The sequence below is a fragment of the Rathayibacter sp. AC451 genome (assembly GCF_979253095.1).
In genome coordinates, this window is record NZ_CEEDBD010000001.1 from 2,267,215 (window position 1) to 2,290,270 (window position 23,056).

A 23,056-nucleotide genomic window follows, 5' to 3' on the forward strand; every position below is an offset into this window, starting at 1 on the left:
CGGCCGCCGACAGGCCGCTCCGGGCCCTACTGCACCGACCAGCCGCCGTCCGAGGCGAGCACGATCCCGTTCACGTTCGCGGAGTCGTCGCTGAGCAGCCAGGTGATCGACGCGGCCATCGTGTCGGCCTCGACCACCGGCGGGATCAGCGCGAAGAACGGTGCGAGGCGCTCGCGGGCGAAGTCGCTCGACATCGTCCCCTCGATCCCCGTGGCGGTGGGGCCGGGAGCGACCGCGTTCGTGCGGATGCCGGAGCGCCCGTAGAGGAACGCCGAGCTCTTCGTGATGCCCACGACCGCGTGCTTGGACGCCGTGTAGGCGGTGCCGGCCGCGTTGCCGCGCAGCGACGCCTCCGACGCCACGTTCACGATCGCCCCGCGACCGGCCTCGAGCATCGCCGGCAGCACCGCGCGGCTGAGCGCGAACGTGCCGTCGACGTTCACCGAGAACACCCGGCGCCAGAGCGCGTCCTCGGTCTCGTGCAGCGGGGTCATGCCGTCCATGATCCCGGCGATGTTGGCGAGGCCGTCGATCCGCTCGCCGGCCGCGGCGACGATCGAGGCGACCCCGTCCGTCGAGGTGATGTCGGCCGTCACCGTCACGATCGAGCCCTCCGGCGAGGCTGCGGCGAGCGCCTCGATCCCGGTCGGCACGACGTCGACCGCGATCACCCGGCCGCCCTCGCGCACGATCCGGCGGGCGGTCGCCCGGCCGATGCCGGACCCGGCGCCGGTGACGATCACCGTCTTCCCGACGAAGCGGCCGGAGCCGTCCTGCGCCTCCTCCTCCGTCTCCTCCGGCGGGATCACGCCGCCGTTCGCCTGCTTCACGAGAGTGTCGACGAGCTCCTGCGGGAACGCGCCGCCGCCGAGCTCGACCATCGCGCGCAGCGACAGGCTCGCCGCGGGGCGCAGCGCCTCCTCCGACTGACCGCCCTGGGCGAGGATCCCGCGGAGGATCCGACCGCCGACGGCGTCGTCGAGCCACTCCTGCAGCGTGTTCTTCGAGGTGAGGGTCATGCGGGTCTCCTTCGATCGGGGCGGCATCGGTGCTGTGATAGTAAATATCTCATTTGAGACTGAGTCTCAACCGCGGATCGGAACCCCTCCGGCGGCGCCTCGGCTCCGAAGTCCTCTCGGCGGGCGTTCCGGCCCGCCGCCTCCGGAAGGACCCCGCATGCCCATCCCCGCCGTGGACTACGCCCACATCCGCCTCACCGTCCGCGACATCGCCGTCTCGCGCGCCTTCTACGACTCCGTCTTCGGCTTCGACGTCGCCTTCGAGGCACCGCCGGCCGACGCACCCGCCGAACAGCAGGAGCAGCTGGCCTTCCTCTTCGGCGGAGTGATCTACTCCTTCCCCGGCGGACTGCTGGGCCTGCGCCCCGTCGCCGCCGCCGACGACCGCTTCGACGAGGACCGCGTGGGCCTGGACCACCTGAGCTTCGCCGTCGCCGGACCGGACGAGCTGCAGGCCGCCGTCGCCGTGCTCGACGAGCTCGGCATCGCGCACGAGCCCATCAAGGACACCGGCCCGCAGAGCATCCTCGAGTTCCGCGACCCCGACGGCATCGCGCTCGAGATCTCGGCCGCCAACTGAGCCGGGCGCCGCGGCCTCCGCGCCGCGGCTCCTAGGCTGACCGCATGACCGCACCGCTCCGCGACCGCACGCGCGCCCTCCTGCGCGCCGAGCTCGCCGACGCGGTGCTGGCCGTGTTCCTCGAGCGCGGCTACTCCGCGGTGACGGTGGAGGAGGCCGCGCGCGAGGCCGGAGTCTCGCGCGCGACCTTCTTCCGCTACTTCCGCAGCAAGGAGGACGTGGTCGTCGCCGCCGTCGAGGGCGACCGCGTCGATTACGCCGCTCCCGTCCGCGCCCTGCCCGCCGACGCCGCACTCTCGGGCTGGGAGCTGGTGCGCGCCTCCGTCGAGCCCGTCGTCGTCGTGGCGACCCGCGAGCCCGAGGTCTACCGGGCGCGACTCCGCTTGATCTCGAGCGAGTTCGCACTCAAAGCGCGGCTGCGCGAGCGCCGCGCCGAGGGAGCGGAGGCGCTCGCCGACTCGATCGCCGCGAGGGGTGTCGAGCCGCTCACCGCCCGGGTGCTCGCCGCCGCCGGCCTCGCCGCGGTCGACGTGGTGTGGGAGGAGTGGGCCGCGCACGAGGACGCCGACTTCCGCACGATGGTCGACGAGGCCTTCGCGAGGCTCCGGGCCGGAAGCTGAACCCTTCCGAGCGTGAGCTCGCACGGGCGACGGAGCACACTGGTGGCATGACCGCGACGTCGATGATCGACCCCTCCGTCCCTCCCTCCGGCGCCGGCTGCGTCGAGTGCGATCGCACCGGAGCGTGGTGGGTGCACCTGCGCCGGTGCGCGCTCTGCGGGCGCATCGGCTGCTGCGACGACTCGCCGAACCGCCACGCGACCGCGCACTACGAGTCGATCGGCCACGCCGTCATCCGCAGCTTCGAGCCGGGTGAGGACTGGTTCTGGGACTACCGCACCGGCGACTACGCGGACGGGCCGCGGCTCGCGGATCCGCAGGAGCACCCGCTCGACCAGACGGCGCCAGGGCCTGCCGACCGGCTGCCGGCGGACTGGCGGGAGCAGCTGGGGGCCTAGGCCCGGCGCACGACGCGGGCCGAGGCTCCGGCCCATTCGAGCGCGAGGGCGTCGAGCGAGAGGTCGAGCGCCGAGGCGAGGGCCGCGACGGTGCCGAACGCCGGGCTGGGGAGGCGGCCGGTCTCGATCTTGCGGAGCGTCTCGGGCGAGAGCCCGGCCTGCGCGGCGACCTCGTTCAGCGTGCGGGTGCCGCGGGCGCGCCGGAGTGTCTCGCCGAGCCGACGGCCGGCCTCGAGCTGCTCGGGGGTGAGGGGTGCGCGGACCATCACGGCGGGCTCCTTCGATCGGGCGGGCGGCGGGCGGTGGCCAGTGGCTGGTATTTTCATACCAGCCGACCGGTATTAGTATACCGAAATGATCGAGCTGCACACCTCCGCCGAGATCGACGAGATGCGCGCGGCGGGCGCCTTCGTCCGCGACACGCTCGCCTCCCTCTCCGCCCGCGCCGAGGTGGGCATGAACCTGCTCGAGATCGAGCAGGCCGCCCGCCGGGCCGTCGACGAGCGCGGCGCCGTCTCCTGCTACTGGGACTACGCGCCGTCGTTCGGCAACGGGCCTTTCCGCAACGTGATCTGCACCTCCGTCAACGACGCCGCGCAGCACGGGCTCCCGCACGACTACCGGCTGCGCGACGGAGACGTGCTGAGCCTGGACTTCGCCGTCTCGGTCGACGGCTGGGTGGCCGATGCCGCGGTGACCACGATCGTCGGGCGAGCCGAGCGGAGCGACGAGGAGCTGATCCGCTCGACCCGCGACGCCCTCGCGGCCGGCATCGCGGCCGCCGTGCCGGGCAACCGCGTCGGCGACCTGTCCGCCGCGATCGGCGCGGTCGCCGCCTCCGCCGGCTACCCGGTGAACCTCGAGTTCGGCGGGCACAGCGTGGGCCGCACGATGCACGGCGACCTGCACATCCCCAACGACGGGCGCGCGGGCCGCGGCTACCGGCTGCGGCCCGGCATGGTGATCGCGCTCGAGCCGTGGTGGGCGAAGACGACGTCGCGCATCCGGATGGACCCCGACGGCTGGACCGTGCGCACCGCCGACGGCAGCCGCGCCGCGCACACGGAGCACACGCTCGCGATCACGGAGGACGGGCCGCTGGTGCTGACGGGGTGACGTCCTGGCGTCCGCGAGCCATAGTGTGAGTGCAGGTCGAGGAGGTTCATCCACCGGCACTCGCTCGCAGCGCCATCGAGCGCGGCGACGAGCGGCATCGAGCGCGGCGACGAGCGGCATCACGAGACGGCTTCCCCGGGAGCGCACGCCGTCCCCCTCCGCAGCCTCAATAGTCACGGCGGCCAGCGCGATCACGAGTAGGCCACCGTGCCTGCACCCCCTTCGAGACGCCTCGCCTTGGGGTTCGCTGGCGTAGACACCCGCCTGACGGGACTGATGAGCAGGTCGCCAGTCGTGCCCTTGCTGAAGTTGTGCGAAAATCACACGCATGGACAAACTTGCTCTCGGCCAACGTGTTGCACAAGCTCGCGACGACGCGGGCGTGACTCAAGACGGTCTCGGACGAGCCGTCGGCCTTGATCGCTCAGCAATCTCACGCCTCGAGAAGGGCGAACGCAAAATAAACGTCCCTGAGTTGGTTCAAATCGCCGAAGCTCTTAAACGGCCACTGTCCTATTTCGTCTCTGACCCCGTTCAGGCCGTAGTCAGCAGGCGAAACGACCTTACAAATGCTCACGGAAGCACGAAGAAACTGGACGCGGAATTAGACCACTTTGCGCTGGATATCCAGTTTCTCCTGCGGCGAAATCTAATCCCGACGCCTGACCGGCTACAGCTGGACGTCCCACAGGATCACTCGGCCACTGAATCAGCTGCAAGTCGCGCCCGCACGCAAGCTTCTCTTGGGACAGACCCAATCGAGGATCTCGGTCGTGCCTGCGAAACCCTCGGCCTCTACGTCCTCTCCTCCTCCTTGGGAGATCGCGGCGCAGATGGTGGTTGCGTCGAGGTCGACGGCTCAACCGCGACCGTCGGTGCGGCGGTTCTCAATGGGGATATGCCATCGGGTCGTCGGCGGATGACTCTTGCACACGAATTAGGACACTGGCTGTTCGGCGACGCCTACGACTCGGAAGCATCCTCCGAGACGGAGAGAATGATCAACTCATTTGCCATCCACTTCCTGGCCCCACGAGCCGGGGTGACCAAACTATGGAATGCCTACAGTTCTTGGAAGGTCCGAGACCGGGCTCTTGCCGTCGGTGCGATATATCGACTTAGTTGGTCTGCCACAATCAGTCAATTGCGCAACCTGCACCTCATCTCCTTCGACGAACATCGCACTTTCGGCAGTTACGAGCCAACGGCGGGCGACTACTTACGGCTCGGGCTTATCTGGTCTGATGAATTTAAGGAGTCGTATCTTTCTCCGGCGCTCACTTCTTCAATCCTTAACGCCTACGTTGCAGAACAATTGACCGCCGCGCGAGCGATCGAACTTCTGAGAGGAACGCTTTCGACGGCAGATTTACCGCAGCGGCCGGAGGGAAAAAATAGAAGATCTGCGGGATCAGTTTGCCGGTCATGAGAAATAGCGGCGGCAGGTGGGTGATCGATACGAGCGCTTACACTCACCTGTGCCGCGCTGGACACGCATACATACTTGAGAAACTTGCACCAGCAGGATCGGTGCTTGTACCCACCTACGTAAACTGGGAGATAGAAAACGGGCGTAACACGCATACAAGCATTCCGTCAGTCAGTGGCTCCTCCTGGGCAGAACTAGCCATTCTGACGGAAGACGAAGAAGAGACCATGCTTGAGGTGAAAGCCGACATGGCTGGCGGCCCCACCCAGCATATTGGCGAATGCGCAGTCATCGCGATCGCCCGACACCGCGGGTTTACTGCTGTTATTGACGAACGCGAGGCTGTAAATCAAGCGAATTTTCGCGGCGTCGATAATGTGGGTACTATTTGGATCGTCATTGAGGCCTATTTGACAATTTTTGATCGCGACCGCGCGAAAGCTGAGAAAGTTGTAGATGATTTACTACTAACAGGCATGTGGCTACCCGTAACGTCTGGTGCAGGGCTTTTTGCTTGGGCTTATAGGAATGGCCTACTTCCTCGAGATTAGTCGCCTCAGCCGAGGTCGCCGGCCATGCAACAAAACGCCGTTGACAACATCAACGACGGCACCGACGAGTGGATTGAGCGAGCGGTGCTGCCCGCGGGCCATGGAGTGGGCCGGCGCACGAGTTGCCGGCCCTCTCCGCATCACCCGGTGACGCTCGCTGGTTGCGTGGGAACGCCAGCACCGCCCGTGATGAGGCGCGCTTTCGAGCGGCTCGAGGTGGCACCCTCGGAGAATGAGCGCGCAGAAGACCGGCCCCACCGACGCGAGCGTCGACGAGTTCCTCGCGGCGGCTGTTCCGGCCCGCCGTCGAGAAGACGGAGTCGCGCTCGCCGCGCTCTTCCGCGAGGTCACCGGTACGGAGCCGGTGATGTGGGGGCCGTCGATGGTCGGCTTCGGCAGCTACCGCTACGTCTCCCCCTCCGATCCGCGCCGCACCGGCGTCTGGCCGAAGACGGCGTTCTCACCGCGGAAGGCGCAGCTCTCGCTCTACGGGCTCAAGGACCTGCCCGAGGGAGCCGCGCTGCTGCCTGAGCTCGGCCGATTCACCGAGGGTGCCGGCTGCGTCTACGTGCGCACCCTCGACGACGTCGACCTCGACGTGCTGCGCCGCCTCGTCGCGATCGCCTTCTCGCGAAGCGACGACCCGACCCCCTAGCCCACCAGCGCCGCGCGTCACCCGCATGGCGCAATGCATGTCGTGCGAGCGGATGACCGCGGTCGGTCCTGCGGGACGACGACGCGGCACGCGGATCCGAGGATCGTGGAGCAGGTCGGAGCGCACCCCGCGCTCCGACCCGAGGAGGATCCGATGCCGATCGCCGCCGCACCCGTCGCCACCGCACCCGCCAGCACTGCACCGGTGGCCGCCGCCCAGCCTGCTCCGACCGCCGAGTCCGTAGCGCGCTTCCCGACCGCCGTCACGCCGACCGACTCGCGGCACCGTCTCCGCCGGATCGCCACCGCTCCCCTCCGCGGTGCCCTCTCGGTCGTGTTCATCACGACCGTCGTCGCCGGCAGCGTGCTGCAGGGCGTCGGCTACCTCAGCAACGTCGGCCTCCGCGCGCTCGACGAGCCGCACTCGCTCTGACCTACCCGCACCCCGTCCGCACCGACTCCGGAAGGCCTCCCATGCTCTCGACCGACTCCGCCCGCCCCGACTCCGCCCTCGCCCTCCTCGGCGCCGGCGCCCTGCCGCTGACCGTCATCGAACTCGGCGACAGCGTCGACTTCTACCTCGCCACCGTCGCCCACCGCGGCTGACGCGGCGTGGGGCTCCGCCGGAGTCGTCGCGCCGACCGGGTGCAGCGGAGGTGCGTCACCTTCTGAAGCGAAGTCGATGCGCGCCGAAATCGGTCGAACACCGCTCGAGACAGTATTTTCACTCATATCAGGCACGATGCCGAGGACTTAGAGTTCTGTCGTGCCAGCGCCCCGACAGAATCCCAAACCGGTCAAGATCCCGATCATCGTGGACATTCCTCAAGAATCTCCCCGGCCTGAACTTCGACCGCTACGTCGACGGCCTCGTCGGAGTTGTGCGAGGCGGTGATCCCGCCCGGTACACGATCGGTCTGTACGGGGCGTGGGGTACGGGTAAGAGCTCGATTCTCGCCGCGCTCGAGAACAAGCTGAAGGACGCCTCTGACGAGCTGTTCGTCGTGCACTTCGATGCGTGGAGGTATGAGAAGTACGAGAACATCCTGTTCCCGCTTCTCTACTCCGTCAAACGGGCCGTCACCTCAGCGTCCTCCGCCAAGAGCGCGACCATTCGCAACGCCCTGAGCGGACTGCTGCAGAACCTGGAAGTGTCTTTCATGGGTGTCGGCGTCCGTGTCGAGCGTGGAGAGTCGGAGCGCGGCGAAGCGTACTCGATGCCCTTCGAGGATCTCCACAAGCTCTCCGCCGGAATCGGCAAGGACAAGAGGATCGTCGTCCTGGTCGACGATCTAGACCGATGCTCCCCCGACAACATCGTCGATCTGATCGAAGCGATACACGTCCTGACGGATGTTGAAGGGTTCGTGTTCGTACTCGCTCTCGACTACGCCGTGCTCACGACCGCCATCAAGAAGCGCTACGAGAATGTCAATCCAGATCAGTTCGTCGAGAAGATCATCCAGGTCCCCTTCCGGATTCCGGCACTCGACGGAGCCGCAGAAGCATTGCTCGAGGCGGTCATTCCGAAGTGGGCGAGCATCAAGTCGGAGTGGTTCCCCGGCCTGGAGGACGAGCTAATGACGCGCGTGATCAGCGCCGCGCTCCGATCCAATCCTCGGCAGGTCAAACGCCTCATCAATTCGCTCCTGATGACGAAGCACATCGCGTGGGGATCGACCATCTCGGACGAGACCCTGTTGATCCTGCTCGCTCTGCAGCTCCGATGGCCGGGACTCTTCGCTGCCTTCCACCGGAACATCCATCTGGCGGATGAGAACGACGTGGAGACGCTCGGCGGTCTCTCCTGGTTGAAGATGCACTACCAGGGGGACGACGACGACTCCACCGCGATCGACCTCGGGGCGGAGTTCGCCGAGAACACGCCGGAGGAGGAGAGGGAGAGGAGCGGGTTCACCGACTTCCTGGTCTCGTTCTTCGCTGAGGAGACTCGTATCGACTACCTGACTCAGGCGATGGCGCTCACGGCGGCGACCACGCAGACCGAGCCCGCACAGCTGGTCGGACTGTCCAACTTCGCCACCCGGCTTTCTGCGGCGCCGGAGGCTCTGTCGGATCTTGTGCACGAACTGGTGAGCTACGCGCAGAACCTCGGCGCGGATGTGAAGCCTCGGGACAACCGGACCTACCTCGGCTTCGGCCGACCGAAGATCTTCGCCAGCATCAATTTCCGACCCAGCAAGGGAATTGTCCTGATCTACGCGCCGATCCCTCTGACTCCCGAGGATCTGGCCCGAGGCTACGTGCACGACGCCTCCGCGAGAGGCCATCACGGGTTCGGCGGATTCGAAATCATCCTCCGTCCGGGAGAGCAGGAGCAGCTTGCTTTCGCGAAGGCAGTGATTCAGAAGAGCTACGACCAGGCGTCCTGAAGTCCCTCCGGAGGCGGCGGGCTCAGTCGCCTCCGCCGCCGCCTCCATCGCCTCCGCCCGAGGAGCCGCCGGAGTCCGAGGATCCCGACCCGCCGTCGTCCGGCCCGGTGTCGGCGCGGTCGTCCGAGCGACCGTCCGTCGATCCGGTCGCGGCACCGCCGCCTCCATCACCCGCTCGCCGATCCGGCGCCCCGGGACCGCCAGGACCGCTCGGCCCGCCAGGCCCGTTCAGCATGCTCCGCTTCTGCAGGAGCAGCACGATCACGGACCCCACGACCAGCACTCCGACGACCAGCGCCACGGCCGTTCCTATCGCACTCCCACCCATGACGACTCCGCTCGCTCGCTGCGCGCCCGGTGCGCGTCGCGGCCAGCCTAGGCAGGGCCCCCTGGACCCGCCTCCCTCCCGGGGCGGAGGTGGGCGCCGCGCTACGGTGTGCGGATGACGACCGAGAGACAGCCGACGATCCGCGACGTCGCGGTGCGGGCGGGTGTCTCCTACCAGACCGTGTCGCGCGTGCTCAACGACAGTCCTCAGCTGCGCCCGCGGACCCGGGAGCGGGTGCTCGCCGCGATCAGCGACCTCGGCTTCCGGCCCAGCGCGGCGGCACGGGCGCTCGCGACGAGCCGCAGCGGGCTGATCGGGATCCTCGCTGCCGAGAGCCACAGCTTCTACGGCACCGCCACCGCGATGGCCGCGATCGAGCAGGCGGCACGCGACGCCGGCTACCGGGTGCCGGTCGTCAACGTCGCGTCGCCCGATGCGGAGTCGCTCGCCGACGGGCTCGAGCACCTGCAGCGCGAGTCCGTCGAGGCGATCGTCGTGCTGGCACCTCAGGAGCGCGCGCTCGAGGCCATCGAGAGCCTGTCGATCGGGGTGCCGTTCGTCACCCTGGGCGCGGCGGGGCGCGGAGCGGATCCTCGACTCCTGGTCGATCAGGCCGCCGGCGGGCGGCTGGCCACCGAGCATCTGCTCGCCCTCGGGCACCGGCGGATCGCGCACGTCGCGGGTCCGCAGCACTGGGTCGAGGCCCACGCGCGCCTCGAGGGATTCACGACGCGGCTCGCCGAGGACGGACTCGAGCCCGCCCGCGTGATCGAGGGCGACTGGAGCGCCGAGTCCGGCTACCGCGCCGGACTCCGGCTGCTCGACGGGGTCGCGGACCTCGACGCGGTCTTCGCGGGGAACGACCAGATGGCGCTCGGACTCCTGCACGCATGCGCCGATCGCGGCGTGCGGGTGCCCACGGACCTGAGCGTCATCGGCTTCGACGACGTCCCGGAGGCGGCGCACTACCTGCCGCCGCTGACCACGATCCGCCAGGACTTCGCCGAGGTCGGCCGCCGCACCATCGGCGTCGTGCTGGCGGAGCTGCGCGGCGAGACCGCGGCGGTCGACCTGCCCGTCGCGCCGCAGCTGGTCGAGCGGGCGTCGACCGCGCGCTCCGTCCGCTGAGCAGAACCTCTGCTGAGGCTGCTCGTCAGCCGCGATCATCGCTGAGGCACGAGCACAGCCGAGGTTCTGCACGCGGCGGCCTCGTTGCCAAGCCGGACGCGAGTCGCCTACTCTGACTCCTGGCTTTGTGAACGGTCACATCGCCCGAGCGAGGAGCACGATGGACCAGCGACGGCCCCCCTTCCGCCCCCGGTGGAGACGCGATCACGAGCGGCGCGACCGCCCTCGGGATCGAACTCGGATCCACCCGCATCAAGGCCTGTCTCGTCGACGCCGCCGATCCGTCGGTCGTGCTCGCGACGGGCAGTCACGAGTGGGAGAACCGGTTCGTCGACCGGCGCTGGACCTACTCCCTCGAGGACGTCTGGTCGGGCCTGCAGGCCGCGTTCGCCGACCTGGTCGCCGACGCGCAGGAGCGCCACGGAGTCGCTCCCACCACCTTCGGGGCGCTCGGCGTCTCGGCGATGATGCACGGCTACCTCCCCTTCGACGCGAGCGGCGAGCTGCTCGTGCCGTTCCGCACCTGGCGCAACACCAGCACCGGTCCGGCCTCGGAGCAGCTCACCGAGCTGTTCGGCGCCAACATCCCGCTGCGCTGGTCGCTCGCGCACTTCCACCAGGCCGTCCTCGACGACGAGCCGCACGTGGCCGACGTCGACTTCCTCACGACCCTCGCGGGCTACGTGCACTGGAGGCTGACGGGCCGCAAGGTCCTCGGAGTCGGCGACGCGTCGGGCATGGTCCCCACCGATCCGGCGACCACCGACTACGACGCCTCCGTGCTCGAGGCGTACGACGGCCTCGTGGCCGGCCGCGGTCTGCCCGCACTGCGCGACCTGCTGCCCGAGGTGCTCCCCGCGGGCGCCGAGGCGGGCGAGCTCACCGCCGAGGGCGCACTGCTGCTCGACCCCACCGGCGCGCTGCAGGCCGGCGTGCCGTTCTGCCCGCCCGAGGGCGACGCCGGCACCGGCATGGTGGCCACCAACTCCGTCGCCCCGCGCACCGGCAACGTCAGCGCCGGCACGAGCATCTTCGCGATGGTCGTCCTGGAGCGGCCGCTCGCGGGCGTCCACCACGAGCTCGACCTGGTCGCGACTCCGGCCGGCGACCTCGTCGCGATGGTGCACTGCAACAACGGAGCGAGCGAGCTCGCGACGTGGGTCGGCCTGTTCTCGCAGTTCGCGGCGGCGCAGGGCCTCCCCGCCGACAGCGACGCCGTCTACGGCACGCTGTTCCGCGCGGCGCTCGAGGGCGACGCCGACGCCGGCGGACTCCTCGCCTACAACCACCTCGCCGGCGAGCCGATCGCGGGCCTGGTCGAGGGCCGTCCGCTCGTCGTCCGCACCCCGGACTCGCGGCTGACGCTGCCCAACTTCGTCCGCGCGCAGCTCTACGGCGTCTTCGGCACCCTCGCGCTCGGCATGCGCGTGCTCGCCGAGGAGGGCGTCGAGCTCGACGCGATGTACGCGCACGGCGGCATGTTCCGCACGGCCGGAGTCGCGCAGCGCTTCCTCGCCGGAGCGCTCGACGCGCCCGTGGCCGTCGCCGAGACCGCCTCCGAGGGCGGGCCCTGGGGCATCGCCGTGCTCGCCGCCTTCCGCCGCGACGGCGGGGGCGACCTCAGCGCGTACCTCACCGACCGCGTCTTCACCGGCTACTCCTTCGACAGCGTCGCCCCCGACGCCGCCGACGTCGCTGGCTTCGCCTCCTACCTCGAGCGCTACCGCGACGGCCTCGCCGTCGAGCGGACTGCCGTCGAGACCCTCACCGACACCCGACCCACCGCACAGGGAGAGACCGCATGACCTTCGATCCGGCCACCGAGGAGGCGATCGCGCGCGTCCGCGAGGACGTCGCCCGCCTGCACTCCGAGCTCGTCCGCTACGGCCTGGTCATCTGGACCGGCGGCAACATCTCGGGCCGCGTACCGGGCGCCGACCTGTTCGTGATCAAGCCCAGCGGAGTCTCGTACGACGACCTCGCGCCCGAGAACATGATCCTGTGCGACCTCGACGGCGTCGTCGTCCCGGGCAGCGCCGGCAGCGACCGCAGCCCGTCCAGCGACACCGCGGCGCACGCGTACGTGTACCGCGAGATGCCCGAGGTCGGCGGAGTGGTGCACACGCACTCCACCTACGCCACGGCCTGGGCGGCGCGCGCCGAGGCGATCCCCTGTGTCATCACGGCGATGGCCGACGAGTTCGGCGGCGAGATCCCGATCGGCCCGTTCGCCATCATCGGCGACGACTCCATCGGCCGCGGCATCGTCGCGACCCTGACCGGGCACCGCTCGCGCGCGGTCCTGATGCAGAACCACGGAGTCTTCACCATCGGCAAGGACGCGAAGGACGCCGTGAAGGCGGCCGTCATGGCCGAGGACGTCGCCCGCACCGTGCACCTCGCGCGCCAGGGCGGCGAGGTCGTCCCCATCCCGCAGGAGTCGATCGACGCCCTGTTCGACCGCTACCAGAACGTCTACGGACAGAACCCCACCGGAGCCATCGCATGAGCACGACCAGCACCCCCCGATCCGGCAGCATCATCCCCGACCTCGCCACGCGCACCGTCTGGTTCCTGACCGGCAGCCAGGACCTCTACGGCGAGGACACCCTCCGCCAGGTCGCCGAGCAGTCGCAGGCCGTCGTCGCCGAGCTGAACGCGGCGAGCGCGATCCCCGTCACGATCGAGTGGAAGCCGGTGCTGAAGAGCTCCGACGCGATCCGCCGCACCATGATCGACGCCAACGCGGACGACTCCGTCGTGGGCGTCATCACCTGGATGCACACCTTCAGCCCCTCGAAGATGTGGATCCACGGCTTCGACGCGCTCGCCAAGCCGCTGCTGCACTTCCACACCCAGGCGAACGTGGCCCTGCCGTGGCAGGACATCGACTTCGACTTCATGAACCTCAACCAGGCCGCGCACGGCGACCGCGAGCACGGCTACATCCTCAGCCGCATGAGCGTGCCGCGGAAGACGGTCGTCGGCCACGCCAGCGACGCCCGCGTGACGGAGTCGATCGGCATCTGGTCGCGCGCCGCGTCCGGCTGGGCCGCCTCGCAGAGCATGAAGGTCGCCCGCTTCGGCGACAACATGCGCAACGTCGCCGTCACCGAGGGCGACAAGACCGAGGCCGAGATCCGCCTCGGCGTCAGCGTCAACACCTGGGGCGTCAACGAGCTCGTCGAGCGCGTCGACGCGGCGACGGCCGAGCAGATCGACGCCCTCGTCGCCGAGTACGTCGAGAGCTACGACGTGGTCGCCGAGCTGCTCCCGGGCGGCGAGCGCCACGAGTCGCTCCGCTACGGCGCGGCGGTCGAGATCGGCCTGCGCTCGTTCCTGGAGGAGGGCGGATTCGAGGCGTTCACCGACAGCTTCGAGGACCTCGGCGGACTCCGCCAGCTCCCCGGCCTCGCGGTGCAGCGCCTGATGGCCGACGGCTACGGCTTCGGCGGGGAGGGCGACTGGAAGACGGCCGTCCTCATCCGCATCGCCGCCGTCATGGGCGCGGGCCTCCCCGGCGGCACCAGCCTCATGGAGGACTACACCTACGACATGACGCCCGGCGAGGAGCTGATCCTCGGTGCGCACATGCTCGAGGTCTCGCCGACGCTGTCGTCGAAGCGCGCCACGCTCGAGATCCACCCGCTGGGCATCGGCGGCCGCGAGGACCCGGTGCGCCTGGTCTTCACCGCGGACGCGGGACCCGCCGTCGTCGTCGCGCTCAGCGACGTGCGCGAGCGCTTCCGCCTCGTCGCGAACGCCGTGCAGAACGTCGAGCCGCCGCAGACGCTGCCGCACCTGCCGGTCGGCCGCGCGGTCTGGCAGCCCGCTCCGGACTTCAGCACCAGCGCCGCCGCGTGGATCACCGCGGGAGCGGCCCACCACACGGTCATGACGACGCAGATCGGCGTGGAGGCATGGGAGGACTTCGCCCGCATCGCCGGCGTCGAGCTGCTCGTCATCGACGAGGGCACCACGCTCCGCGGCTTCGAGAACGAGCTGCGCGCGAACGCGGCGTACTACCGGCTGTCGCAGGGGCTGTAGCGCCTGCCGCCGGAGGGCCCGTCGCGTCGCGCGGCGGGCCCTCCGTGCTGTCCGCGGTCGGCGACCGAGCTGCGCCGTCCTGAGATCCGCCCCGCCGGACCGTTCGTTGCGCGCCACGACGAATGCTCCCGTTCGGGGGGAAACGGACAGGAGGAGCCCGTAAACTCGGACCTTCGGAGCAGCCCGGGGGCCGGGCTCTCCGCGAGGTGCGGGAGGGTCGCAGTGGCAGTCGGATTCCGCCAGGACGGTCCCCTCCGCCCTCTCGGTCGGGCCCGGCTGCAGCCGGTCGCCGACGCCGATGCCGCTCGCGCACCCCGCCGCAGCCGCCTGGCGGCCGGGCTGTCCATGCCCTCCGGGCCCGGTCTGGTGCGGCCCTCCCCCTCGCCCAGCCCTGGGAGTCGGCGCTGATCCGCCTCGTCCGCGCGGGCGCCCCCGCCGTCGAGCTGCGCGAGGCGACGGCGTCGTCGCCCGAGGGCGCGAGGGTCGCCGCCGTGATCGAGCTCGCGCGCGACGCACTCGGCCGCGGGGACGACGACCGGGCACAGCGGATCGCGGGCCGGCTGGTGCGCTCCCGCTACGACCCCGCGTCCGATCCCTTCCTGGCGCGCTACGGCCTCTCGCTCTCGGTGCGCCTCCCCCTCAGCGCCGGTCTGGACGTCACGGTCCCCCTGGACGTCGCAGCGCTGCGCCTGGTCTTCGCGGAGCTCGCCGGAGCCGACGACCACGCGGTAGCGGCCGCGGCACTCGAGACCCTCCCTCCCTCGACGCTCGCCGCCGCGGCGCTCGCGTCCCTCTACTCCGCCCGTCGGCGCTGGGCCGATGTGGCGGTGCTGACGGCGGGCATCGTGAACGTCGACGCGGCGTCGGCGGCCGCGCTCATCCGACGCGGGGCGGCGCTGCGCGAGCTGGGCCTCATCGAGAGCGCTCTGGACGCGCTCGACAAGGTCGTGCGGCCCAACGTCACGACCGCCCGTCCGTTCGAGCTGCGGGCCGAGGCGCTGTTCGAGCGGGCCAGCACCCACCTCGCCGACGGGCGTCGCGCGCCCGCGCGGCGGGACCTCGAACGGGTGCTGGTGCAGTACCCCGAGAGCACCGAGGCGCGCGAGCTGCTCGCCGCCGCGAGCCGCTGAGCGCCGCCGGAGCAGCTGGTCCCGCGGGGCGGTCGTCCCGGCGGCGGCCCGTCTGCGACGCGCAGCACCACCGAGGCCGAGTTCTACCGAGGCGGAGGAGGGGAAGTCAACCGTCTCGCCCGGGGCCCCGCTCCGACCTACCGTGAGAGAGCACCCGAGGAGGACCTGGATGGCTGTGACGCGCTTGACGCTCGACGGCTTCGACTACACGTTGGCGCCCGAGATCGACCTGGACGCGCTGCGCTCGGCACTGCTGGACGGCGTCTCGAGCGTGGGCAGGTGGGTCGGCTTCGCGTCGCTGAACCGCGGCCTCGTGCACGCGCTGATCACTCCGGCGAGCAGCGTCCGTCTGGAGGAGCACCCGGACGCCCCGGTCGAGTTCACCTGGGACGGCGACCAGGCGGGGTACGACCTGGACTTCAGCTACGGGATCTCCTGACGCCCGTCAGCTGATCGGGCGGCGGGGTCCGGTGTCCGGAGGACGTGGATCTCGATACGGCCACGGGGCGGCCTGCTCGATCAGCAGAAGCGGGGCCGCAGGGCGGCCTGCTCGATCGGCACGGGGCGGAGCAGGCCGCCGCGGCGCGGGTCAGAAGTCGTCGAAGTCGACGGTCTCGCGCTCGCCGTCCGGCAGGGCGATGGGCTGCGCGACGAAGGAGTTCTCGGGCCGGTTCCGGGCGATGCGCCGGCGCAGGTCGGCCACGGCCGCCTCGAGCGCCTCGGCGACCGACGGGTCCTGGTCGATGCCGAGCTCCACCGGCACGGCCACGAGCTCGCTGCTCGCATCCAGCGTCATCCGCGCGTCGATGAGGTCGCCCTCGTCGGTGAACGCGGGAACGGTCACCGCCTCGGAGTGGTCGTGCCGGTTGATCGCGGTGACCAGTTCGAGGAGCGCGTCGGCGACGGCGTCCGTCGTCACGATGCACTTGGACGCGTAGGTGATTTCCTGCATCCCGCTACTCGACCAAATGGACGGATCGGGAACCAGCACTTGCGCGTCCGGTGCTCAGTCCGGTATTTCCTCGAGGCCCGCCTCGCGGCGCCACAGGTGCACCGGCTCCCAGCCCAGGCCCTCGCGCGCCCGGTCGATCGAGACGACCGTCTCGAAGCCCTCGAGCGGACGGGTGAGCGGCACGTCGGGGAACGCCGACGCGACGAGCGCGGCCGACGGGATCGTGGATCCGGTGTCGGAGGCGGCGATGTCGTACACGGCGAAGCCGGGCCGGCCGACCTCGAGCGCCCGCGCGATCGCGCTCGCTCCGTCGCGGGCGTCGACGTAGCTCCAGAGCAGGTCGCGCCGGTAGCCCGGGTCTCCCGAGCGCTCGACGAAGCGGCCGTACTCCCCCGCGCGCGTGACGTTGGTGAAGCGCAGCGCGGTGATCGAGGACTCGCGGTCCCAGCGCACGAGCTGCTTCGTCATCGCCTCCTCGAGGATCTTGACCAGGCCGTAGGTGTTGTTGGCCCGGTCGCCGCCGTCCTCGCTCAGCGGCAGCGAGGCGGGCGGCTCGACGAACGGGAAGCCCATCGCGGTGATGCTGGAGGCGTACACCAGGCGCCGCACACCGGCGCGCATGGCCGCGTGGAACACGTTGAACGAGACGGCCATGTTGGAGTGGAAGGTCGTCGCATCCGGGACCAGCCCGTTCACCGGGATCGCCGCGAGGTGCACGATCGCGTCGACCCCGCTGTGCCGCGCGGTCACTCCGAGCACCGCGTCGAGTGCCTGCCCGTAGTCGGAGAAGTCGACGCGGGTGAACGGGACGGGGACCGACGGCGGGGTCAGGTCGAGCCCGATCGGCTCGTGGCCCTCGGCGAGCAGGCGCTCGAGGGTCGCGGTGCCGAGCGTGCCGGAGCAGCCGGTGACGGCGATGCGCATGGGAGTCCTCTCCAAGGGCGGGCCCCGTCAGCGTAGGGGGAAGTCGGCGGGCAGCGGCAGGGCCGGGACGTCGTGCCCCGCGGCGTCCGCGTCGTCGGCGTGGAGGTGGCCGGTGCGCCCGCCGGCGGGCAGCCCCGTCTCGGTGAAGAACCCCCGGAGCGGCTCGTAGACCGCGACGATGTCGTGCACGTCGCCGGCCTGCGTCAGCACGATGTCGCCGGCCTGGACGTAGCGCTCGGCGCCGTCCACCAGGATCCGGCCCTTGCCCTCGGCGAAGAACCACACCTCGTGGTCGTCGTGGTGGTGCCGGTCGAACCGTCCGCCCTCGAGTCCGACGGCGAAGCGGCCGATCGTGCCGACGGCGCACCAGTCGGGCCGATCGCCAGGATGCAGCCAGGTGCCGGGCTCGTAGACCGGCATCAGGCCTGCGCCCAGCGCGGGGCGGTCCCGGGCTCGAGGATCCGCGCGCCGGGCAGCGAGTCGAGACCGGTCTCGGCGCCGCCGGGCGTGTACACGACGAGGAGGCGCAGCGGCCGCCAGGTGGTGTTGTACGTCGAGTGCACGGTGTCGCGCGGGATGTGCAGGGCGTCGCCCTCGCGGATCGGGAACGCGGGGCCGTCGCCGACGGTCTGCTCCCCCTCGCCCGAGACGACGTAGATGACCTCCTCCTCTCCGGGGTGCGCGTGCGGGTCGTGGCCCTGACCGGGGTAGATGATCACCTCGCCGGTGGTGAGGCCGACGGGGCCGTCGAGGTGCGGGGTGACGAGCCACTTGATGGTGCCCCAGTCGAAGACCCGGGTGGGCACCTCGTCGGGGCGGCGGCCGGACTGGGCGGAGGTGGGGGTGACGGACACGGTGGTCTCCTTACGCGATCGGGAGGGACTTGAAGTCGACGAGCTGCTGCCGGATGGCGCGCTCGGTGGGGAGGCGCTCGACGGAGGAGGCGCCGAAGAAGCCGACGACCCCCTCGGTGTGCTGGAGGACGTAGGCGGCGTCGGCGGGCTCGGCGATCGGTCCGCCGTGGCAGAGCACGATCACGTCCGGATTCACGGCCACGGCCGCGTCGCGCATCTCCTGCACGCGCGCCGCCGACTCCTCGAGGGTGAGGGCCGTCTGCGCGCCGATGGTGCCGCTCGTGGTGAGCCCCATGTGCGGCACGAGGACATCGGCTCCGGCCTCGGTCATCGCGACGGTCGACTCGACGTCGAAGACGTAGGGCGCGGTGAGCAGGTCGCGCTCGGCGGCGAGGCGGATCATGTCGACCTCGAGATCGAAGCCCATGCCCGTCTCCTCGAGGTTCTGCCGGAAGACCCCGTCGAAGAGCCCGACCGTGGGGAAGTTCTGCACCCCCGTGAAGCCGAGCCGCTGCAGCTCATCGAGGAACACCTCCATCCGGCGGAAGGGATCGGTGCCGTTCACCCCCGCGAGCACCGGCGTCTCGCGGATGATCGGCAGCACCTCACGGCTCATCTCGACGACGATCTGATTGGCGTCGCCGTAGGGCAGCAGGCCCGAGAGCGAGCCGCGGCCCGCCATCCGGTACCGGCCGGAGTTGTAGATGATGATGAGGTCGACGCCGCCGGCCTCGGCGGCCTTGGCCGAGAGGCCGGTTCCCGCGCCGGCGCCGATGACGGGCTTCCCCGCGTCGATCGTGGCGCGGAGGCGGGCGAGTGCGCTCGAGCGGTCCATGTCAGTTCCTCTCCTGGGACGTGCGGATCAGGGAGTCGAGAGCGTCGGCGGCGGCCCGGGCGAACTCCGGGTCGTTGACGTCGAGCGGGGAGTCGACCACCCCGACGGACGAGCCGGCCACGCCCTCGAGGACGGCGTCGACGAGGGCTGCGCGCGCCCGGGGGTCGTCGAAGACGGCGCCCGGCACGTCGATCGCGGACACTCCGCCCCGCGACACGGCGAGCACGGTCGGTCCGGTCGCCGCCGCGAGCTTGCGGCCGACGATCGCACCCAGCTCTGCGCTCTCGGCGGCCGTGGTGCGCATCAGGGTGACAGTGGGGTTGTGCACGAAGAAGTGCCGGTCGGCGAAGCGCTCGGGCACGCTCTCGCGCGGTCCGAAGTTGACCATGTCGAGCGCGCCCAGGCCGACCACCTGCGGGATCCCCGCCCGCCCGGCCGCCTCGAGGCGATCCGGCCCGGCGCTCAGCACGCCGCCGACGAGCTCGTCCGCCAGCTCGGTGGTGGTGAGGTCGAGCACCCCTGCGAGGTGGCCCGACCGGGCGAGCGCCTCGACGGCGCGACCGCCGGATCCGGTGGCGTGGAAGACGAGCACCTCGTAGCCGAGCTCGTCGAGGCGGGCGCGGGCGACGTCGACGGCCGCGGTCGTCACTCCGAACATCGTGGCGGCGATGAGGGGGCGAGCGCCCTCGGGCTCGGGCTGCTCGCGGCGCGCTGCGTGGGCGGCGGCCATGCCGGCGATGCCGCCCGCCGCGTTGTCGAGGACCTCGCGCGAGAGGCTGTTGATGCCGGCGATGTCGACGACGCTGTACGTCATCGTCACGTCGCCGGCCCCGACGTAGGGCGAGACGTCACCGGCGGCCATGGTCGAGACGAGCATCTTGGGGAGCCCGACGGGGAGGTCGCGGACGGCCCGGGCGGCGATGGAGGTGCCTCCGCTGCCGGCGAGCGCGAGGACGCCGTCGAGGGCGCCGTCGCGGCGCAGGCCCTCGAGCACGGTCGCGGCGCCCTCGCCCATCGCGGTCATCGCCACTCCGCGGTCGCCGCGCTCGCGCAGCCCGCCCAGGTCGGCTCCGGCCGCGCGCGCAATCTCGGCGGCGGTGACGTCGGCGGTCCCGGAGTGGGCTCCGACTCCGACGTCGACCAGCACGACCTCGACGCCGAGCGCGGTGAGCCGTTCGGCGATCCAGGCGTACTCGGCGCCCTTGGTGTCGAGAGTGCCCACGAGGGCCACCCGGGGTGATCGCGGCATCGCTCTGCTCCTCCTGGGGCCGGAGCTCGTCCGGTCCACGTCGTCGTGGTGCGTCGGGCCTTCGCGCCGACACCGCTCATCCTGATCGGAATTTTGAAACGTGTCAAACAGCGTTCGCGCGGCTATGCTGGCGCTCACTTGAAACGTGTCAGAGTCGAGACGCCGAGGTGGCGGAGCGAGGGGCACGTCGTCCGTCGGTGCTCGGGACCTCCCGCGCCGCCCCAGCAGGAACGAGGCTCCCCGGTGGCCATCCCCTCCTCCCCCCGCATCGAGCACCACCGCGAGGCCCTCGGGATCGGCGAGCGCCGCCCCCGGATCTCGTGGACGAGCAGGGCCCACGACGACTGGCGCCAGGCGTCGTACGAGCTCGAGCGCCGCGACGCCGCGGGCGCCGTCGAGCGGATCCGCGTCGACTCCGCCGACTCGGTGCTCGTGCCGTGGCCGTTCGCGCCGCTCACGAGCCGGGAGCGGGTCGAGGTGCGCGTGCGGGTCTTCGGACGCCGCGACGACGACGCCCCGTGGAGCCGCCCGACCGCGGTCGAGGTCGGGCTGCTCGACCCGGAGGACTGGGTCGCGGTGCCGGTGGGCGCCCCGTGGCCCGAGGATCCGGAGTCGGACCGCCGACCCCCGCTCGTACGCCGCTCCTTCGTCGTCGACGGCGAGGTCGCCTCGGCCAGGCTCTACGCCAGCGCGCACGGGATGTACGAGATCGAGCTCAACGGCGCGCGCGTCGGAGACGACACCCTCTCGCCCGGCTGGACCGCCTACCCGAGCCGCCTGCGCTACTACAGCTACGACGTGACCGACGCTCTGACGACCGGCGGCAACGCGATCGGCTCGTGGCTCGGCGACGGCTGGTACCGGGGCCGGCTGGGCTGGCGCGGCGGGTTCCGCAATCTCTACGGCTCGGACCTGTCGCTGATCGCGCAGCTCGAGATCGTCTACACCGACGGCCGTCGGCAGACCGTCGCGACCGACCACTCCTGGCGCGCCGCGACCGGTCCGATCCTCTTCTCGGGCAACTACGACGGCGAGGTGCACGACGCCCGCGAGGAGCGCGCCGGCTGGTCCTCCCCGGCTTCGACGACTCGGACTGGGCGCCGGTCGCCGTCGCCGAGCGCGACCCCGCGACCCTCGTGGCTCCCCAGGGTCCGCCCGTGCGCTGCTCCCAGGAGGTGCGCCCCGTGGCCGTGCTGCGCACCCCGAGCGGTCGCCGGGTCCTCGACCTGGGGCAGAACCTGGTGGGCCGGATGCGGATCCGGGTGAGCGGTCCGCGTGGCGCGACCGTCACCCTGCGGACCGCCGAGATCATGCAGGACGGCGAGCTCTACACCCGCCCGCTGCGCGACGCCCGCTCGACGGACGTCTACACGCTCGCGGGACGCGCCCGGGAGGAGTGGGAGCCGCGGTTCACCTTCCACGGCTTCCGGTTCGTCGAGGTGGAGGGCTGGCCGGGCGATCTGGAGGCGGCGGTCGCCGCGGGCGACGTCGTCGCGCGGGTCCTGCACACCGACTTCGAGCGCACCGGCTGGTTCGCCTGCTCCGATCCGCTCGTCGAGCGCCTGCACGAGAACGTGCTCTGGAGCATGCGCGGCAACATGGTCGACATCCCCACCGACTGCCCGCAGCGCGACGAGCGGGTGGGCTGGACGGGCGACATCCAGGTGTTCGCACCGACCGCCTCGTTCCTCTTCGACGTCTCGGGGATGCTCTCGTCCTGGCTGCGCGACGTCGAGGCCGAGCAGCTGCCGGACGGCACCGTGCCCTGGTACGTGCCGGTGATCCCGGCCCACCACATGTGGACGCCGATCCGCCCCGGAGCAGCCTGGGGCGACGCCGCCGTGCTCGTGCCGTGGACTCTCTACGAGCGCTTCGGCGACACCGGGGTGCTCGAGGCGCAGTACGGCAGCGCGAAGGCCTGGGTCGAGCTCGTCGAGCGCCTGGCAGGGCCCACCCGGCTCTGGGACGAGGGCTTCCAGCTCGGCGACTGGCTCGACCCGGACGCCCCGCCGCAGGATCCCGCGGACGCCAAGACCGACCGGCACCTCGTCGCGACCGCGTACTTCGCCCACTCCGCGCGCCGGCTCGGTCAGAGCGCCGAGGTGCTCGGCCGCACGGAGGACGCGAGACGGTTCCTGGCACTGGCCGCGGAGGTGCGGGCCGCCTTCGTCGCCCGCTACGTCGCCGACGACGGACGCATGAGCAGCGACGCGCAGACCGCCTACGCGCTCGCCCTCGAGTTCGAGCTGCTGCCCGCGGAGCTGCGCCCGGCCGCCGGCGCCCGTCTCGCCGAGCTGGTGGCCGCCGCGGGCGACCGCATCTCGACCGGCTTCGTCGGCACTCCGATCGTCTCGGACGCCCTGTCGGGCACGGGCTGGACCGAGCGCGCCTACGCCCTGCTGCTCGAGCGGGGCTGCCCGTCGTGGCTCTACCCGGTGACGCAGGGCGCGACGACGATCTGGGAGCGCTGGGACAGCCAGCTCCCGGACGGCACGGTGAACCCCGGCACCATGACCTCGTTCAACCACTACGCGCTGGGAGCAGTGGCGGACTGGCTGCACCGCGTGGTCGCGGGCCTCGCTCCCGCGGAGCCCGGCTACCGCTCGATCGCCTTCCGGCCGCGCCCCGGCGGCGGCCTCACCTCGGCGAGCGCGGCGCACCTCACGCCCTACGGACGGGCGTCGATCGCCTGGTCCCTCGCGGACGGCGAGCTCCGCGTCGAGGTCGAGGTGCCGGTGGGGACGACGGCGGTGCTGGATCTCGAGGGCGCGGAGCCGCGCACTCTCGGGCCGGGACGGCACTCGGCGGTGGCTGCGGTGCGGGAGACGGTGGCGCTCTGAGGGCGCCAT

At 71.0% G+C, this 23,056-nt stretch carries 27 protein-coding genes; 18 read left to right on the forward strand and 9 right to left on the reverse strand.

Annotation, left to right across the window (positions count from 1 at the left end):
* Positions 1-26: 26 nt before the first annotated feature.
* Entirely contained in the window at positions 27-1,019 is a 993-nt protein-coding gene (locus AC0CID_RS10895; protein WP_465226814.1) for an SDR family NAD(P)-dependent oxidoreductase, read from the reverse strand.
* Positions 1,020-1,176: 157 nt separating this feature from the next.
* Between AC0CID_RS10895 and AC0CID_RS10900 the strand changes: the two genes are divergently transcribed.
* From AC0CID_RS10900 to AC0CID_RS10910, 3 genes are read left to right on the forward strand one after another with little or no spacing between them, the layout of a single operon-like run.
* Complete coding sequence (locus AC0CID_RS10900) at positions 1,177-1,599, forward strand: VOC family protein (protein WP_465226815.1); 423 nt, start codon at positions 1,177-1,179, stop codon at positions 1,597-1,599.
* A 44-nt stretch (positions 1,600-1,643) separates the two neighbouring features.
* Positions 1,644-2,219, forward strand: a complete 576-nt coding sequence (locus AC0CID_RS10905; protein ID WP_465226816.1) for a TetR family transcriptional regulator — start codon at positions 1,644-1,646, stop codon at positions 2,217-2,219.
* A gap of 47 nt (positions 2,220-2,266) precedes the next feature.
* Positions 2,267-2,617: a UBP-type zinc finger domain-containing protein gene (locus tag AC0CID_RS10910; RefSeq protein WP_465226817.1), complete on the forward strand. Its 351-nt coding sequence runs from the start codon at positions 2,267-2,269 to the stop codon at positions 2,615-2,617.
* Here AC0CID_RS10910 and AC0CID_RS10915 read toward each other — a convergent pair.
* Complete coding sequence (locus AC0CID_RS10915) at positions 2,614-2,883, reverse strand: helix-turn-helix domain-containing protein (RefSeq protein WP_465226818.1); 270 nt, start codon at positions 2,881-2,883, stop codon at positions 2,614-2,616. The two genes, AC0CID_RS10910 and AC0CID_RS10915, sit on opposite strands and share 4 nt — an antisense overlap.
* A gap of 88 nt (positions 2,884-2,971) precedes the next feature.
* Between AC0CID_RS10915 and map the strand changes: the two genes are divergently transcribed.
* The 7 genes from map to AC0CID_RS10950 all read left to right on the forward strand — a co-directional run bounded on the left by map (position 2,972) and on the right by AC0CID_RS10950 (position 8,760).
* Complete coding sequence (map, locus tag AC0CID_RS10920) at positions 2,972-3,733, forward strand: type I methionyl aminopeptidase (RefSeq protein WP_465226819.1); 762 nt, start codon at positions 2,972-2,974, stop codon at positions 3,731-3,733.
* A gap of 328 nt (positions 3,734-4,061) precedes the next feature.
* The gene (locus tag AC0CID_RS10925; RefSeq protein WP_465226820.1) at positions 4,062-5,162 is read left to right on the forward strand and encodes a helix-turn-helix domain-containing protein; all 1,101 of its coding nucleotides are present in this window, start codon (positions 4,062-4,064) and stop codon (positions 5,160-5,162) included.
* Positions 5,159-5,713: a PIN domain-containing protein gene (locus AC0CID_RS10930; protein ID WP_465226821.1), complete on the forward strand. Its 555-nt coding sequence runs from the start codon at positions 5,159-5,161 to the stop codon at positions 5,711-5,713. The genes AC0CID_RS10925 and AC0CID_RS10930 overlap by 4 nt, the downstream gene beginning before the upstream one ends.
* Positions 5,714-5,945: 232 nt before the next feature.
* Positions 5,946-6,368: a DUF1801 domain-containing protein gene (locus AC0CID_RS10935; RefSeq protein WP_465226822.1), complete on the forward strand. Its 423-nt coding sequence runs from the start codon at positions 5,946-5,948 to the stop codon at positions 6,366-6,368.
* Between the two features lie 153 nt (positions 6,369-6,521).
* Positions 6,522-6,800 (forward strand): hypothetical protein, encoded by a 279-nt coding sequence (locus AC0CID_RS10940; protein ID WP_465226823.1) that lies wholly within the window; start codon positions 6,522-6,524, stop codon positions 6,798-6,800.
* A 41-nt stretch (positions 6,801-6,841) separates the two neighbouring features.
* Positions 6,842-6,973 carry a hypothetical protein gene (locus tag AC0CID_RS10945; protein WP_465226824.1) on the forward strand — a complete coding sequence of 44 codons (132 nt, stop codon included), beginning with the start codon at positions 6,842-6,844 and terminating at the stop codon, positions 6,971-6,973.
* Positions 6,974-7,248: 275 nt separating this feature from the next.
* The gene (locus tag AC0CID_RS10950) at positions 7,249-8,760 is read left to right on the forward strand and encodes a P-loop NTPase fold protein (protein ID WP_465226825.1); all 1,512 of its coding nucleotides are present in this window, start codon (positions 7,249-7,251) and stop codon (positions 8,758-8,760) included.
* Between the two features lie 22 nt (positions 8,761-8,782).
* Here AC0CID_RS10950 and AC0CID_RS10955 read toward each other — a convergent pair whose 3' ends face one another.
* The gene (locus AC0CID_RS10955; protein ID WP_465226826.1) at positions 8,783-9,061 is read right to left on the reverse strand and encodes a hypothetical protein; all 279 of its coding nucleotides are present in this window, start codon (positions 9,059-9,061) and stop codon (positions 8,783-8,785) included.
* Between the two features lie 141 nt (positions 9,062-9,202).
* Between AC0CID_RS10955 and AC0CID_RS10960 the strand changes: the two genes are divergently transcribed.
* The 6 genes from AC0CID_RS10960 (at position 9,203) to AC0CID_RS10985 (ending at position 15,832) form a co-directional block, all read left to right on the forward strand.
* Positions 9,203-10,216, forward strand: coding sequence for a LacI family DNA-binding transcriptional regulator (locus AC0CID_RS10960; protein ID WP_465226827.1), 1,014 nt, complete (start codon positions 9,203-9,205; stop codon positions 10,214-10,216).
* Between the two features lie 203 nt (positions 10,217-10,419).
* Complete coding sequence (locus AC0CID_RS10965; protein WP_465228086.1) at positions 10,420-12,021, forward strand: xylulokinase; 1,602 nt, start codon at positions 10,420-10,422, stop codon at positions 12,019-12,021.
* Entirely contained in the window at positions 12,018-12,725 is a 708-nt protein-coding gene (locus tag AC0CID_RS10970; RefSeq protein WP_207406989.1) for an L-ribulose-5-phosphate 4-epimerase, read from the forward strand. The genes AC0CID_RS10965 and AC0CID_RS10970 overlap by 4 nt, the downstream gene beginning before the upstream one ends.
* Positions 12,722-14,263 carry an L-arabinose isomerase gene (gene araA, locus AC0CID_RS10975; RefSeq protein ID WP_465226828.1) on the forward strand — a complete coding sequence of 514 codons (1,542 nt, stop codon included), beginning with the start codon at positions 12,722-12,724 and terminating at the stop codon, positions 14,261-14,263. The genes AC0CID_RS10970 and araA overlap by 4 nt, the downstream gene beginning before the upstream one ends.
* Before the next feature lie 491 nt (positions 14,264-14,754).
* Positions 14,755-15,393 carry a tetratricopeptide repeat protein gene (locus tag AC0CID_RS10980; protein WP_465226829.1) on the forward strand — a complete coding sequence of 213 codons (639 nt, stop codon included), beginning with the start codon at positions 14,755-14,757 and terminating at the stop codon, positions 15,391-15,393.
* Between the two features lie 169 nt (positions 15,394-15,562).
* On the forward strand, positions 15,563-15,832 hold the full coding sequence (locus AC0CID_RS10985) for a hypothetical protein (RefSeq protein ID WP_465226830.1): 270 nt from the start codon (positions 15,563-15,565) through the stop codon (positions 15,830-15,832).
* A gap of 150 nt (positions 15,833-15,982) precedes the next feature.
* Here AC0CID_RS10985 and AC0CID_RS10990 read toward each other — a convergent pair whose 3' ends face one another.
* Genes AC0CID_RS10990 through AC0CID_RS11015 form a run of 6 tightly spaced genes read right to left on the reverse strand, consistent with a single transcriptional unit; the run spans position 15,983 to position 20,207 of the window.
* Positions 15,983-16,345: a hypothetical protein gene (locus tag AC0CID_RS10990; RefSeq protein ID WP_207406993.1), complete on the reverse strand. Its 363-nt coding sequence runs from the start codon at positions 16,343-16,345 to the stop codon at positions 15,983-15,985.
* A gap of 54 nt (positions 16,346-16,399) precedes the next feature.
* Complete coding sequence (locus AC0CID_RS10995) at positions 16,400-17,269, reverse strand: NAD-dependent epimerase/dehydratase family protein (protein ID WP_465226831.1); 870 nt, start codon at positions 17,267-17,269, stop codon at positions 16,400-16,402.
* A gap of 27 nt (positions 17,270-17,296) precedes the next feature.
* Positions 17,297-17,689: an AraC family ligand binding domain-containing protein gene (locus tag AC0CID_RS11000; RefSeq protein WP_207406996.1), complete on the reverse strand. Its 393-nt coding sequence runs from the start codon at positions 17,687-17,689 to the stop codon at positions 17,297-17,299.
* Entirely contained in the window at positions 17,689-18,123 is a 435-nt protein-coding gene (locus AC0CID_RS11005; RefSeq protein ID WP_465226832.1) for a cupin domain-containing protein, read from the reverse strand. Before AC0CID_RS11005 ends, AC0CID_RS11000 begins: the two co-directional genes overlap by 1 nt.
* Positions 18,124-18,133: 10 nt before the next feature.
* Positions 18,134-18,958, reverse strand: a complete 825-nt coding sequence (locus AC0CID_RS11010) for a phosphoenolpyruvate hydrolase family protein (protein WP_207406999.1) — start codon at positions 18,956-18,958, stop codon at positions 18,134-18,136.
* Position 18,959: 1 nt separating this feature from the next.
* Positions 18,960-20,207 carry a Tm-1-like ATP-binding domain-containing protein gene (locus AC0CID_RS11015; RefSeq protein WP_465226833.1) on the reverse strand — a complete coding sequence of 416 codons (1,248 nt, stop codon included), beginning with the start codon at positions 20,205-20,207 and terminating at the stop codon, positions 18,960-18,962.
* A 243-nt stretch (positions 20,208-20,450) separates the two neighbouring features.
* On the opposite strand from AC0CID_RS11015, the gene AC0CID_RS11020 reads away from it, so the two are divergent.
* Positions 20,451-21,473 carry an alpha-L-rhamnosidase N-terminal domain-containing protein gene (locus AC0CID_RS11020; RefSeq protein ID WP_465226834.1) on the forward strand — a complete coding sequence of 341 codons (1,023 nt, stop codon included), beginning with the start codon at positions 20,451-20,453 and terminating at the stop codon, positions 21,471-21,473.
* Positions 21,392-23,047 carry a family 78 glycoside hydrolase catalytic domain gene (locus AC0CID_RS11025; protein WP_465226835.1) on the forward strand — a complete coding sequence of 552 codons (1,656 nt, stop codon included), beginning with the start codon at positions 21,392-21,394 and terminating at the stop codon, positions 23,045-23,047. Before AC0CID_RS11020 ends, AC0CID_RS11025 begins: the two co-directional genes overlap by 82 nt.
* Positions 23,048-23,056 lie beyond the last annotated feature (9 nt).

Coding starts and splice junctions, on each gene's coding strand:
- AC0CID_RS10930 (WP_465226821.1), top strand. CDS start 5,159: ATGAGAAATAGCGGCGGCAGGTGGGTGATCGATACGAGCGCTTACACT.
- AC0CID_RS10985 (WP_465226830.1), top strand. CDS start 15,563: ATGGCTGTGACGCGCTTGACGCTCGACGGCTTCGACTACACGTTGGCG.
- AC0CID_RS10915 (WP_465226818.1), bottom strand. CDS start 2,883: ATGGTCCGCGCACCCCTCACCCCCGAGCAGCTCGAGGCCGGCCGTCGG.
- AC0CID_RS10910 (WP_465226817.1), top strand. CDS start 2,267: ATGACCGCGACGTCGATGATCGACCCCTCCGTCCCTCCCTCCGGCGCC.
- AC0CID_RS10995 (WP_465226831.1), bottom strand. CDS start 17,269: ATGCGCATCGCCGTCACCGGCTGCTCCGGCACGCTCGGCACCGCGACC.
- AC0CID_RS10960 (WP_465226827.1), top strand. CDS start 9,203: ATGACGACCGAGAGACAGCCGACGATCCGCGACGTCGCGGTGCGGGCG.
- map (WP_465226819.1), top strand. CDS start 2,972: ATGATCGAGCTGCACACCTCCGCCGAGATCGACGAGATGCGCGCGGCG.
- AC0CID_RS10970 (WP_207406989.1), top strand. CDS start 12,018: ATGACCTTCGATCCGGCCACCGAGGAGGCGATCGCGCGCGTCCGCGAG.
- AC0CID_RS10905 (WP_465226816.1), top strand. CDS start 1,644: ATGACCGCACCGCTCCGCGACCGCACGCGCGCCCTCCTGCGCGCCGAG.
- AC0CID_RS10990 (WP_207406993.1), bottom strand. CDS start 16,345: ATGCAGGAAATCACCTACGCGTCCAAGTGCATCGTGACGACGGACGCC.
- AC0CID_RS10940 (WP_465226823.1), top strand. CDS start 6,522: ATGCCGATCGCCGCCGCACCCGTCGCCACCGCACCCGCCAGCACTGCA.
- AC0CID_RS11000 (WP_207406996.1), bottom strand. CDS start 17,689: ATGCCGGTCTACGAGCCCGGCACCTGGCTGCATCCTGGCGATCGGCCC.
- AC0CID_RS10895 (WP_465226814.1), bottom strand. CDS start 1,019: ATGACCCTCACCTCGAAGAACACGCTGCAGGAGTGGCTCGACGACGCC.
- araA (WP_465226828.1), top strand. CDS start 12,722: ATGAGCACGACCAGCACCCCCCGATCCGGCAGCATCATCCCCGACCTC.
- AC0CID_RS11015 (WP_465226833.1), bottom strand. CDS start 20,207: ATGCCGCGATCACCCCGGGTGGCCCTCGTGGGCACTCTCGACACCAAG.
- AC0CID_RS10945 (WP_465226824.1), top strand. CDS start 6,842: ATGCTCTCGACCGACTCCGCCCGCCCCGACTCCGCCCTCGCCCTCCTC.
- AC0CID_RS10900 (WP_465226815.1), top strand. CDS start 1,177: ATGCCCATCCCCGCCGTGGACTACGCCCACATCCGCCTCACCGTCCGC.
- AC0CID_RS11010 (WP_207406999.1), bottom strand. CDS start 18,958: ATGGACCGCTCGAGCGCACTCGCCCGCCTCCGCGCCACGATCGACGCG.
- AC0CID_RS10935 (WP_465226822.1), top strand. CDS start 5,946: ATGAGCGCGCAGAAGACCGGCCCCACCGACGCGAGCGTCGACGAGTTC.
- AC0CID_RS10925 (WP_465226820.1), top strand. CDS start 4,062: ATGGACAAACTTGCTCTCGGCCAACGTGTTGCACAAGCTCGCGACGAC.